The sequence below is a fragment of the Micromonospora sp. NPDC053740 genome, from assembly GCF_040677775.1.
In the GTDB taxonomy this organism is placed as follows: domain Bacteria; phylum Actinomycetota; class Actinomycetes; order Mycobacteriales; family Micromonosporaceae; genus Micromonospora; species Micromonospora alfalfae.
In genome coordinates, this window is sequence record NZ_JBFASO010000001.1 from 387,257 (window position 1) to 399,630 (window position 12,374).

The window sequence follows — 12,374 nt, forward strand, 5'->3', positions numbered from 1 at the left end:
TCCCAGACGACGACAAGCCCACGCCGCCATCCTGCCAGTCCGCGTCGGAACCGGCACGCCGAGTAGTCAGCAGTATCGATGAACCCTTGACCGCCGTATCGGTGGTTCATAGGCTCCGGCCACTGCGCTGTTGTTCCCGAGAAGGGAAACACGACTCATGGCCCCATCGACACGTCCGTTCCGGATGGTCCCCGCCAGGCGGCTGGCAGGTGCCGCCACTATCGCGCTCCTGCTCGGCATGGTTCCCCTGCTCGGCGGCACACCGGCCGCGAGCGCCGCCCCGTCCTCCCGATGCAGCGACGACCCGACCGCCCGGTTGGGCACTGTGCCCACTCCGGAGCACGTCCTCGGCTTCCCGCTCGGCGTCGGGCAGGAGCGGGTCGTCACCAACGACGAGGTCCGGACCTACCTCGGTGCCGTCGATCGCGCCTCGAACCGGGTCGTCACCGGCGTGATGACCACCAGTGTGCTCGGCCAGACGTTGCCGTACGCGGTGGTGTCCAACGAGCGCCACGTGCGGCCCGCCGCGCTGCGGGAGATCGCCGACGACATCCGGGACCTGCGCGACCCGCGCCGGACCAGCGCGCGAGCGGCCGCCCGGACGGCGAAGGACAGCCCGGCCATCGTCTGGGTCACCGCGAACGTGCACGGCGGCGAGAAGAGCGGCGCCGACGCGGCGCTCAAGACGCTGTACGAGTTGGCGGCGGGATTGTCCTGCGCGGTCGCCCAGCGCAACGACAACCTGGTCACCATCATCGTCCCCACCCAGAACCCGGACGGCCGCGACGCGACCCGCCGGCAGAACGAGTTCGGCTTCGACCTGAACCGGGACTGGTTCGCCCGCACCCAGCAGGAGACCGACGGCAAGCTCGAACTGCTGCGCCGCTACCCGCCGCAGGTGTTCATCGACGCACACGAGATGGGCGGCCGGCAGTACTTCTTCCCACCCAACGCCGACCCGATCCACCACGAGATCGCCGGTGAGGCGGTGGACTGGATCAACCGTATCGGCGAGGCCAACAAGGCCGGCTTCGGCTTCAACGGGGCCTGCGACGAGACCGTCACCACCGAGTGCTACTTCAACTACGACACGTACGACATGTTCTTCATGGGCTACGGCGACACGGTGCCGACCACCGGGTTCGGCGCGGCCGGCATGACCTACGAGAAGGGCAGCGCGTCGGCCGTGGCCGACCGGGTCCAGCAGCAGTTCCACACCCAGTGGTCGACGCTCGGCTGGGCCGCCGCGAACAAGCGCGAGGTCCTGGACGGCTACTTCGACATCTGGACCGAGGCGCTCGCCCAGGGCAGGGCGGGCGCACTGGAGCCGAACGAGGTGGTGCAGCCCACCAACGAGGTGCAGTTCCCGGTGCCGGACCTCACCATCCGCTCGTACTTCCTGCTGCCCGACCGGCAGCTCGCCGACGTCCGCCAACTCGTCGAGCGGCTGCGCCGGATGGACGTCGAGGTGTACGAGGTGCAGAAGGCGACCCGGGTGCCCACCGCGCGGGTCTTCGGCGGGCGCAGCGCCACCAACGTGACAGTGCCCGCTGGCGCGTACTGGATCCCGATGGACCAGCCGCAGAAGCACTGGATCCAGGCCATCATGGGCGAGGACCCGTACGTCCCGTTCCCGTACTTCTACGACGTGTCGTCCTGGAGCAACCCACTGCTGATGGGCATCAACACCATCTACACCGGAGACACCGTCCGGCCGAGGGCCGAACTGGTCCGCAAGGTCTCCGGCGGGCGCACCGGTGCCGCGTGGCCCTGGGGCTCGTACACGTACCCGCTCGACTCGGCTGCCGCCGCGGAGTTCACCTTCACCCTCCTCGGCCGTGGCGTACCCCTGGTCCGTGACCTCACCACCAGCCGGGTCGCCATCCCGGCCGCCACTGTGAACCGGAGCGTGGACGAGCTGGCCGAATCCCTCGGGGTCAGCCTCACCCCGGGCGGTCGGCCCTCCGGCACCCGCCTCGACCTGCCCGACGTGGGGCTGTTCCAGGGCACCGGCATCTCCACCACCTCCGGCTCGCACGGCGAGGCCCGCTACGTGCTCGGCAAGCGGTGGGGCCTCGACCTGAAGCCGGTCACCACTGCCGACATCAACGACAACACCGAGGCGTTCACCGGGCGGACAGTGCTGCTGGTGCCGGACGGCAGCAGCGCCACCGGCGGTCTGACCGCCACCGGGCAGGCCAACCTGCGCGACTGGATCGGCCAGGGCCACACCTACCTCGGGCTGCGCAACGAGGGCACCCGGGTGGCCCGGGCCGCCGGGCTCACCTCGACCACTGAGAAGACCAAGCCGGCGGACTACCTGGTGATCGGCTCGCACCTGCGCGTCGACGTCGACCGGGACAGCCCGGTGGCGCTGGGTCGCCCGGCTGAGGACTTCGAGTTTAACAACAGCGACCCGATCCTCACCCCGAGCACCACCGGGACGAACGTGCTCACGTACCCGACGGGTGACACCTTCTGGGCCAACGGTTACACCGTCGGGGCGGAGACGCTGAAGGGCACCGCAGCCGTCGTCGACGAGCCGACCGGCGCCGGTCGAGCGGTGCTCTTCGCGTTCAATCCGCTCTTCCGCGCGTACAACGAAAATGGCCTGCACCTGGTCGCCAACGCGCTGCTCTACCCGGCGACCGCCGCGCCCGACGCCCGGCGCCCAGCCGGCGTCGACGCGGCGCGCGCCAACGCCGCCGCCGCGCCGGTGCCGCCGGACCTGGGTGGCGGGTGGCGGCCGATCACCATCCAGGTGGCGGCTGGCGACCTGCCCCGCACCCGGGCGATCGTCGAACGTTTCACAGGCGACGCGCAGGCGTCCGAGAAGAACGGCTCGGCGTACGTCGTGATCCCGAACCCGCACGGGCTCCAGGTGGACGAACACCCGTTCGCGAGCGATCTGGTGCGCGCGTTGCGCGACGCGAAGGTGCCGCTGCGGTCAGTGGTCGGCTGACGGAGCCCGCACCACAACCTTCACGCCGGGGCCTGTGCAGATCTTGGACAGTTTCCGTTACGTCGTAACGGAAACTGTCCAAGATCTGGTGGTGATACGGCGGGCGCCGGATGTGGCAGTGCCCGCCCCTTTGTCCGAGCGACAGCGGGCCGGCCTAGGGCTTGCGGGCGACGCCGCTGTAGCCGGTGCGGGCGACCTGCGGGTCGTCGGTGGCCGGCGGCTCGGCGTACGGCCACATGTTGACCAGCCCGGGCGGCTCCAGGACGAAGTCACCGAAGAACCGGGAGACGTCGGCGTGGCCACGCGGCACGAAGGGGCTGTTCGCCCGGGCGTAGATCGCGGAGATCCGGGCCATCAGGTCGGGGTGCACGTCGGTGCTGGCGTGCGACAGCGCCAGGTAGCTGCCGGGGGCGAGAGCGTCGCGGTAGGTGGCGACGATCCGCTGCGGATCCTGCTCGTCGGGCACCAGATGCAGTACGAACATCATCAACACAGCGACCGGGCGCCCGACGTCGATCGCGTCGCTGATGTCCGTGTGGCCGAGCACCTGCGCGGGGTCGCGCAGGTCGGCCCGCACCACCGACACCGACGGCGAGTCGGCGAGCAGGGCGCGGCCGTGCGCGCAGACCACCGGATCATTGTCGACATAGACGACCCGCACGGCCGGGTCGATGCGGTGCGCGATCTCGTGGACGTTGTCGCGGGTGGGCAGCCCGGACCCGAGGTCGATGATCTGTCGGATGCCCCGCTCCTGCACGAGGTGCCGGACCGTCCGGGCGATCAGGTCACGGCCCTGCCGGGCAGCTTCGGGCATCCACGGCGCCACCTGCAACACCATCTCGGCGGCGGCCCGGTCGGCGGCGAAGTTGTCCTTGCCGCCGAGGTAGTAGTCGAACATCCGCGCCGCGTTCGGCCTGTCCGGTTGCAGGGCGACCTCCGGTTGCGACTGCGTCATGATCGCCCACCTCTCCCCCGCCTGTCCGATCCCGCAGCATAACGCCCGCGATGATCGATTTCTGGCCCCGCGGGTCGGCTAACGGACATCCACCGGGCCGGATCACGACAGCGCTCCCGGCACCGCGCGGGCAGGCTGGCCGGGATCTGTGCCGACCGGCGGCACCCGGAGGAGGCGCACGGCCCATGGGTGCACCCCGCGCAGGGACGGCGGCGCTCGCCGGTGGTCTCGCCCTACTGCTGATGGCCACCACGGTCGGGTGCAGACGGTCGCGCCCGTCGGCGGCCCCGAGCGGCGGCACGGCGACGGTCGGCCTGACCGTCAGCGCCGGCCAACCGTCGTACCGGGTGGGTGAGCAGATCAGTCTTCGGCTGAAGCTGGTCAACAACCGTGACGCCGAGTGCCACCTCAGTCGGGTGCCGGACGGGGCGGTGACTGTCATGTCGTTGACCCGCGACGGCACGGCTGTGGCACCCGCTGTCGGCGGTGCCGCCTACTACCGGGACTTCACCGCGTACCTGGTCGAGAACCTGGTACGGGTGCCGCCGCGTGGGTCGGTGGAGCTGACGCTGGGCAGCGACCCGCAGAGCCCGGTCGGCCCGGCGCTGACCACCTCCGCGCCGGACGGGCGGGGTGGGGCCACCGTCACCTGGTGGCCGGTCGACCAACCGGGGGCGTACCGGCTGGTGCTGGGCTACCTGCGAGCGCCGCTGCGCGGTGTGCCGTCGGATGCCTGCGCCGCGACGGCCGAGCAGGGCTCTGTCGCTTTCGAGGTGAAGGGCGGGTGATCGCGATGCGACGCCGAACGCGGCTCGGTCTCGTGTTGGCGGGCGTGCTGGTGCTCGTCGCCCCATCAGCGGCGTCCGCCGTGGTCAGCGTCAGCAGCGATCTCCAGACGGAGTACGCCGGTTGTGTCGGCCAGATTCGCAGCTCCGGCAACGGCAAGGTGCTGGAGGAACTGGAACGCTCCGGAAAGACGATCAAGGTCCGTAGGCCCGTCTTCGGCTCGGAGAGCAGCACCACGACGTACGTCCCGGGTAGTGACGTGCAGATCAACTGGGTGCCGGAGAACGACGGGCGGAAGCTGGACGACGAGGGTCCCGGCTTCACCGAGGACCAGTGCGCCACCCTCATCCACGAGATGAACCACGCCCTCGACGAGGTGAACGACACCGACCGGGGCCAGTTCTGCACGCAGGGCGGTCAACAGGCGAGCACCGTGGATCCCGCCGAGGTGCACGCGGTGTTGGCGGAGAACGCGTACCGCAAGGCCGTGGGGGTGCCGCTGCGCACGGCGTACAGCCGTCAGAAGCTGCCGTCGAACGGCAAGGACTGCGACCGGCCCAAGCCCCGACCACCCGGTGGTGGTGGCTGTTCGATCTCGGTGATCGGCAAGGGTTACCGGTGCGCGAACAGCAACGGCGACCCGCACCTGCTCACCTACGACGGTCTGCGGTACGACTTCCAGGCCGCCGGCGAGTTCGTGCTGACCCGTTCGAGGACCGACGACTTCGAGGTCCAGGTACGACAGACGATGTTCCCGGCCAGCTCGGTGGTGGCCGTGAACTCGGCCGTCGCGGTTCGGGTGGCCGGCGACCGGGTCGGTGTCTACGTCACACCGGACGGCCCGGCGGTCCGGGTGAACGGCGCCGCGCCGGTGTCGGCGCCCGACGGGGTGAACCTGCCGCGCGGTGGCTCCGTCACCTCGTGGGGAGACGGCACTGTGACGGTGGAGTGGCCGGGCGGCACTCGGCTGACGGCGCAGCCGATCGGGGTGTGGGGGCTGAGCGTGAGCGTCAGCGCGCCCACCGCCCGGGCCGGGACGCTGGAGGGCCTGCTCGGCGACCACGACGGTGACCCCGGCGACGACCTGACGGTGCGCGACGGAAAGCGGGTGGCGCAGCCGCCCACGTTCGAGGCGTTGTACCCCGGGTTCGCCGACAGTTGGCGTGTCGAGGCGCAACGGTCGCTGTTCGACTACGAGCCGGGGCAGAACACCGGCACGTTCACCGACCGGCGCTTTCCGCAACGGCAGGTTACCGTCGGCGACCTGCCCAACCGGGCCACCGCCGAGCTTGTCTGCCGGCGGGCCGGTGTCACCGATCCGCAGATCTTCGCCGACTGTGTGCTCGACGTCGGTCTCACCGGGCAGGTGGCGTTCGCCGAGGACGCCGCCCGCGCGCAGCGCGACGCGCCCGCTGTCGGTGACGTCGACCTGGCAGTGACCCGGGCCGGCGCCACGGCGGCGATGAAGGTGCCGGGCCGGGCCGGTCAGAAGATCTTCGTGGAGGTGCCCGCCGCCACCGTGCCGGATCGCTGCGGGGTGTTGCTGCTGCTCGACCCGCAGGGCCGTCAGCTGGCGACCGGCTGCGTCATCTCCGGCATCGGCTTCATCGACACGACCACGTTGACCGCCACCGGCGACCATCAGGTGGTGCTAGACCCGTGGGATGCCGACCTCGGCCGAGCGACGGTACGGATCGTTGCGGTCACCGACGAGGAGAAGACGCTCACGCTGGACGGGCCCCCGGTCCGGGCGACGCTCGCCCAACCGGGCACGGTCAGCCGCCTGTCCTTCGACGGCCGCGCCGGTCAGAAGGTCTTCCTCCAGGTCACCGACGCCACAGTGCCGGACCGGTGCAACCTGCTGCGCCTGCGCGACCCGGCCGGTGAACAGGTGGCCAGCGGCTGCGTGATCGGCGGCCAGGGGCATGTCGACGGGTTCGTCCTTCCGGCGACCGGCCGGTACGTGCTGGAGGTCGACGGGACCTCCACCGACACCGGTGCGGCGGACGTGCGGTTGCGCGACGCCAGTGACGAGCAGGCCGACACCGTCGCCGACGGTCGGTCCGCCACCGTGACCGTCAGCCGGCCCGGCGCGGTGAGTCGGCTGCGGTTCCCCGTCGACGCCGGTCGTCGCATCACCGTCGAGGTGACCGCCGCCAGCCTGCCCGACCGGTGCGGGATCCTGCTCCTGAACAGCCCGGCCGGCGACGCGGTGGGAAGCGGCTGCGTCATCGGCGGGACGGGGCGGTTCGAGACGGGTCCGCTGCCGAAGGGCGGCACGTACACCCTCGTTCTCGACCCGTGGGCGGACGACACCGGCTCGGCCACGGTCGTCATGCGCCAGGGGCGCTGACTGCGGCTGCTGTGGGGACCGGCCCTTCCCGGACGAGCGTGATGCCTGTGAGTCATCTTGATGCCCCACAGGCATCACACACGTCGGGGATGGCGTGAGGGGCCAACCCGAGCCGCCCTGACCATCGGCGCCCCTAGCCAAGCGGTCAGCCGGTGGCGCAGATGGTGCCGTTGAGGGTGAACGCCGTGGGCAGCACGTTCGGCCCGCCGTACGCGCCGACGAAGCCGGCGCTCACGCTGCCGCCGGCGGCGATCTGCCGGTTGTCGGCGGTGGGCGTGACCCGCACCGCGGTGCCGACCTGCTCCCAGGTGGCGCTCCAACCACTGCTCACCTGCTGCCAACCGGTGGGCCAGGTCCAGGTGAGCGTCCAGCCGTTGATCGGGCTGGACCCGTTGTTGACGATCTCGACGCCGCCGATGTAACCGTTGCCCCAGTCGTTGTTGGCGCTGAAACGGACGGTGCACGTACTGGCGGCGGGGCTACCGGTGGCGAAGGTGAGCGGCGGTGAGGCCCAGGAGACCCGTCCGGCGGTGTCGCGGGCCAGCACGTTGACCGTGTACCGGCTGCCCGGCACGAGGTTGTCGACAGTGAACGAGGTGGACGCCGTCTCGCCGAGCTGCTCGCTGACCGCGCCGTTCTGCCGGTGCACCTCGTACTTGGCGATCGGGCTGGCGCCCGGGGTGGACGCCGGCCAGGTGATCGTGGCGGTGCGGTCGGTGACACCGCTCGCGGTCGGCTGGCCGGGTGCGGCCGGCCGGCCGGCGGTCGCGCCGGCCGGGCGCAGCACGAGCGTGGTCAACGAGTACGCCGGCAGCGTCCGGCTGGTCGCCGAGCCGGACTGGCTGGTGACGATGCCGGTGGCGCCGTTGGTGAGGGTGGACACCGTCGGCGCGACGGCCGACGGGGTGAACCCGGCGTAGTCGATGGCGACCGGGTGGTCGTTGTCCGGGTCCTTGTTCACCAGCAGCACGGCGAGGTCGCCGTTGCCCCGGCGGACGGCGTGGGCGGTGACCAGGGGCTCGTCGGTGCCGGCGCGGACGAACTGGTCGCCGGTCTTCGCGAAGAGCTTCATCATGCTCAGCCCGTGGTACGGCGCGAACGGTGTGTTCAGTGGCGGTTGGCAGACCGAGCCGTCCTCGGTGCAGGCCCCGCTGGAGAGCATCCCGAAGTCGCCGTAGTCGGTCTGTCCGGCCACCTGCGTCACGGTGCCCATGCCGTTGTGCACGTTCCACCAGTGGGCGGTGAAGACGCCGTTCTCCAGCAGACCGCTGTAGACGTCGGCCAGGAACAGCGCGGCCGGTTGGGTGTTGCGGCCGGCGTCGACGTTCAGCTCGGTGAAGCTGATGCCGATGCGGTCGGCGTTCGGACCGGCGTACCGGGCGAGCTGCTGCCGCAGCAGGTAGGTGGCGTCGGGAAGGTGGTTGACGCGGGCCAGCGACTCGGCGGCGGTGCCGCCCGGGTACCAGTGCACGTCCACGAAGTCGATCTTCGGGCCGGCGATGGAGAGCACTGTCTGGTTCCACGGGCCCGGATCGCTGCCGGCGGTGATTCCGTCCGGCCAGTTGCCCGGCATGGTCAGCACCGCTCCGACCTTGATGCTCGGGTCGACAGCCTTCATCGCGTCGGCGTACTCGACGACCAGCCTGGCGTACTGTGTCGCGCTCTTGTCGGGGTGGTCGTCGGCCTCCCACGCGGACCCGTAGTGGCCGTTGCCGTAGTTCTCGTTGCCAATGGTCCAGTAACGCGCGTCGTAGCCCTTTGTCACGTTGGCGTACCGCACCCAGTCGGCGGCCTCGGCCGGCGTGCCGGTGCCGTAGTTCGCGATGATCATCGGCTGCGCGCCCACACGCCGGACCGCCGCCATGAAGGTGTCGAAGTCGGTCCCCGGCGCGACGTAACCGCCGGGCGCCGTGTGGTCCTTCCAGTGGTAGATGTCGGCGTACGAGCCGCCGGGGTAGCGCATCATCTGCACGCCGGCATCTCTGAGCAGGTCCGACGTCTCGGCGGTGCCGAGGTTCGAGTCCCAGATGGCGTGGTTGACGCCGAGAGCGGTGTCCGGCACGGTCGCCAGTCCCGCGCGGGTGTTGACTGTCACGGTGACCGGGTCGGCCGCCGCGCTGGCGGTCGACGGGTTGACGCCCGCGAGCACGCTCGCGACGAGCAGCAGGCCCGACAGGAGTGCTGTTCGGGTCTTCGGTTTACGCATGGGCGGGGTTCCTTCGCGCAGATGAGCCGCCCTACCGGTCGAGGTGCGACGCGGTGACGGGCGATCTCGTGGACGGCAGACCCTGATCGGTCCGTCGCTCGTGTCACCGTCCCCCGGAGATCACATCTGGATCCCGGCTGCCCAGTGGACGGACGTCAGCCCCGCGCGCGGCTCTTCATCGACGTACCACAATGGCACTGTCTGTTCGAAAATCTCAAGACGCGTCAGGCGTGTCTCCGCAGCATGAGATCGACAGACGTCATACGTTACGGGTTGACGAACGGCATGTTATCGCTCACAGTCGATGCGGGGCGATCAGCGTCCGTGGCTCACCGGGAGGCCCTTCGCTGGTCCGACCTCAGTGGTCAGGACGTCCCTGGGCAGGTGAACGTCCCATCAGGATCTGTCCGCAGCCGCCGGCGACGCGCGGCGGACGTCGCGCGCCCCGGACCGCCCAGGCGCCGCCGTCGACCGCCCGCACCGGACCGCCGTACTGCCGCCGGGTCCCCGACTCACGACAAGAGGAAACGCCGATGAGATCAAGGATCGCACTGCTGGCCGCCGCGCTGGCGACGGCCCTGGCGACGATGACAGCCGTGGTCACTGTCGCCACCCCGGCGTCGGCCGCGACGCTCACCCAGGTGACCAACTTCGGCACCAACCCGACGAACCTCCAGATGCACCTGTACGTGCCGGATCGGGTCGCGGCCCAGCCGGCCCTGCTCCTCGCCCTGCACTACTGCACCGGCAGTGGTCCGGCGGTGCACAGCGGCTTCGGGCTCAGCACCCTCGCCGACCGCTACGGCTTCATCGTGATCTACCCGTCGGTGACCCGCAGCAGCAAGTGTTGGGACGTCTCGTCACCGCAGGCCCTGCGGCGCGACGGCGGCAGCGATCCGGTCGGCCTCAAGTCCATGGTCGACTACGTCCGGAACCGCTACCCGGTCGACGCCAACCGGATCGGCGTTGGTGGGTTCTCCTCCGGCGCCATGATGACCAACGTCATGGTCGGCCTCTACCCGGACCTGTTCCACGCCGGGTTCAGCTCCTCCGGGGTTCCGTTCGGGTGCTTCGCCACCACGAACGGCGCGGAGTGGAACAGCGAGTGCTCCGGCGGACGGATCGTCAGGACCGCGCAGCAGTGGGGTGACCTGGTTCGCAACGCCTACCCCGGCTACTCCGGCAAGCGTCCCCGGTTCCAGATCTGGCACGGCACCACTGACACCACGCTGAGCTACGTCAACTTCGGCGAGCAGATCAAGCAGTGGACCAACGTGCAGGGCGTGTCGCAGACCCCCAGCTTCACCGACTCCCCGCAGACCAGCGCCACCCGTACCCGCTACGGAGGCACCGGCGGCACGGCGCCCGTCGAAGCGATCAGCTTCCAGGGGTACGGCCACTCCATCCCGTTCGACGCCGCGCAGGCCATCCGGTTCCTCGGCTTCGACAGCACGAGCCCCACCACCCCACCACCCGGCGGCACGTCGGCGCCGCTGCGCAACGCCGGCGCCAACCGCTGCCTGGACGTCCCGTCGCGGTCGCAGACCAACGGCACGCAGCTGGCGCTGTGGGACTGCAACGGGGGCACCAACCAGCAGTGGACGTCGACCGCCGCGAAGCAACTCCAGGTGTACGGCACCAAGTGCCTGGACGCCGAGGGCGCCGGGACATCGCCGGGTACCCGTGTGATCATCTGGGACTGCAATGGCGGCACCAACCAGCAGTGGAACGTCAACACCGATGGCACTGTGACCGGGGTGCAGTCCGGCCTCTGCCTGACGCCCAACGCCGCCGGAACCGCCAACGGCACCCCCGCGGTCCTGTCGAGCTGCAACGGCACGAACAGCCAGCGGTGGACCCGAAGCTGACGCGGTGACCGACGACGGCGTACCCCGTCGGTTGCTCGTGCGGGTGTGCGTCCCGCTGCTCGGGCCCGGACTCCGAACAGCGGGACGCGACCCGGCGGCCCGGGCTGGGGCCGACGGTCGCCATCAGGGCGGCCCAGGTGCGGGCTCCAGCCCATCGGCGCCCGCTGGGCAGGTGAGCGGACCGGCTGTCGTCGCACGACTGTCCGGCTGCTGCGGTGCCCTGGAATCCCGGTGGCCGTTCAAGCCTCGGCCGCGTGGCGCGCGGGTCGCCCGGGGTGGTCTCGGGCCGTCTCGCGCCGGCCAACGTGCCACCCGCCCCACGCCACGATCGTCGTTCAACCGCCTCGGGCCAATGGCGACAGCTCCGCCACAGCGGCTCGAAGTCGGTCGAGGATCGACGACTGTCCGTCACGTTAACGCTAACAGTGAGCGATTGTCCATAGACAACTGCCTTTGTTTGCTGGTCGGGATGGTCAGCGGGTACGCCGACGACAGTCGTGAGCGCGGCCGGAATAGCCTTGCGGCATGCGGGGACGATTCGGCGCGGCCAGACGGTGGTACGGGGAGCACCGGCGGTTCGTCCGCAGTACGGTCCTCACAGTGGCGGTGGGAGTCGTGGTGCTGACCGGCGGCACTGTGGCCAGCGTGACGTGGATCCGCGACATTGCCGAGGGCCACCTCTACGGCGAGGCCGAGGTGCCGGACGCCCCCGTCGCCCTGGTCCTGGGCACCAAGGTGGACGCCGACGGCACGCCCTCACCCGTGCTCACCGCCCGGTTGGAGATCGCGCGGCGGCTGTTCGACGCCGGCAAGGTGCGGGCGATCCTGGTGTCGGGCGACAACATGAACGCCGACTACAACGAGCCCGCCGCCATGCGGAACTGGCTGGTGCAGCGGGGTGTACCAGCGCACAAGGTGGTGCCGGACTACGCCGGCTTCGACACGTACGACTCGTGTGCGCGCGCTGAGCGGATCTTCGGCGTACGGCAGGCCACAGTGGTGACCCAGACCTTCCACCTTCCGCGTGCCGTGGCGCTGTGCCGGCGCCTCGGCATCGACGCCAACGGCGTGGGCGACGACAGCGCGAAGCGGTACGCCCAGACGTGGTGGTTCAGTTCGTCCCGGGAGAACGGCGCGTGCCTGAAGGCCGCGCTGGAACTGCTTTCCGGTCGGGACCCGGCACACCTCGGCCGGCGGGAGACCGGCATCGACGACGCTCTGCGGGACGCCTGACGTCAGCACCG

7 protein-coding genes are annotated in these 12,374 nt (G+C 70.5%); 5 read left to right on the forward strand and 2 right to left on the reverse strand.

Annotated features, from left to right (window positions below):
- The first annotated feature begins 157 nt into the window (after positions 1-157).
- The gene (locus AB0K35_RS01725) at positions 158-2,962 is read left to right on the forward strand and encodes a M14 family zinc carboxypeptidase (RefSeq protein ID WP_363882970.1); all 2,805 of its coding nucleotides are present in this window, start codon (positions 158-160) and stop codon (positions 2,960-2,962) included.
- Positions 2,963-3,116: 154 nt separating this feature from the next.
- Here AB0K35_RS01725 and AB0K35_RS01730 read toward each other — a convergent pair whose 3' ends face one another.
- Positions 3,117-3,917, reverse strand: a complete 801-nt coding sequence (locus AB0K35_RS01730) for an SAM-dependent methyltransferase (RefSeq protein ID WP_363882973.1) — start codon at positions 3,915-3,917, stop codon at positions 3,117-3,119.
- Between the two features lie 185 nt (positions 3,918-4,102).
- Here AB0K35_RS01730 and AB0K35_RS01735 point away from each other — a divergent pair, with 185 nt between their 5' ends.
- On the forward strand, positions 4,103-4,705 hold the full coding sequence (locus tag AB0K35_RS01735) for a hypothetical protein (protein ID WP_363882976.1): 603 nt from the start codon (positions 4,103-4,105) through the stop codon (positions 4,703-4,705).
- Between the two features lie 5 nt (positions 4,706-4,710).
- On the forward strand, positions 4,711-7,056 hold the full coding sequence (locus AB0K35_RS01740; RefSeq protein WP_363882978.1) for a VWD domain-containing protein: 2,346 nt from the start codon (positions 4,711-4,713) through the stop codon (positions 7,054-7,056).
- Between the two features lie 145 nt (positions 7,057-7,201).
- Here AB0K35_RS01740 and AB0K35_RS01745 read toward each other — a convergent pair whose 3' ends face one another.
- Entirely contained in the window at positions 7,202-9,262 is a 2,061-nt protein-coding gene (locus AB0K35_RS01745; protein ID WP_363882982.1) for a cellulose binding domain-containing protein, read from the reverse strand.
- A 533-nt stretch (positions 9,263-9,795) separates the two neighbouring features.
- On the opposite strand from AB0K35_RS01745, the gene AB0K35_RS01750 reads away from it, so the two are divergent.
- Together AB0K35_RS01750 and AB0K35_RS01755 are read left to right on the forward strand one after the other, a co-directional pair.
- On the forward strand, positions 9,796-11,130 hold the full coding sequence (locus AB0K35_RS01750; protein ID WP_238667666.1) for a PHB depolymerase family esterase: 1,335 nt from the start codon (positions 9,796-9,798) through the stop codon (positions 11,128-11,130).
- Positions 11,131-11,655: 525 nt separating this feature from the next.
- A complete protein-coding gene (locus AB0K35_RS01755) occupies positions 11,656-12,363 on the forward strand; it encodes an ElyC/SanA/YdcF family protein (protein WP_238667667.1) in 708 nt (235 codons plus the stop codon).
- The last annotated feature ends 11 nt before the right edge of the window (positions 12,364-12,374 follow it).

What these genes read in the sequence shown, in the direction of transcription:
- AB0K35_RS01725 (WP_363882970.1), top strand. Translation starts at nt 158, where the DNA reads ATGGCCCCATCGACACGTCCGTTCCGGATGGTCCCCGCCAGGCGGCTG.
- AB0K35_RS01755 (WP_238667667.1), top strand. Translation starts at nt 11,656, where the DNA reads ATGCGGGGACGATTCGGCGCGGCCAGACGGTGGTACGGGGAGCACCGG.
- AB0K35_RS01745 (WP_363882982.1), bottom strand. Translation starts at nt 9,262, where the DNA reads ATGCGTAAACCGAAGACCCGAACAGCACTCCTGTCGGGCCTGCTGCTC.
- AB0K35_RS01730 (WP_363882973.1), bottom strand. Translation starts at nt 3,917, where the DNA reads ATGACGCAGTCGCAACCGGAGGTCGCCCTGCAACCGGACAGGCCGAAC.
- AB0K35_RS01750 (WP_238667666.1), top strand. Translation starts at nt 9,796, where the DNA reads ATGAGATCAAGGATCGCACTGCTGGCCGCCGCGCTGGCGACGGCCCTG.
- AB0K35_RS01735 (WP_363882976.1), top strand. Translation starts at nt 4,103, where the DNA reads ATGGGTGCACCCCGCGCAGGGACGGCGGCGCTCGCCGGTGGTCTCGCC.
- AB0K35_RS01740 (WP_363882978.1), top strand. Translation starts at nt 4,711, where the DNA reads ATGCGACGCCGAACGCGGCTCGGTCTCGTGTTGGCGGGCGTGCTGGTG.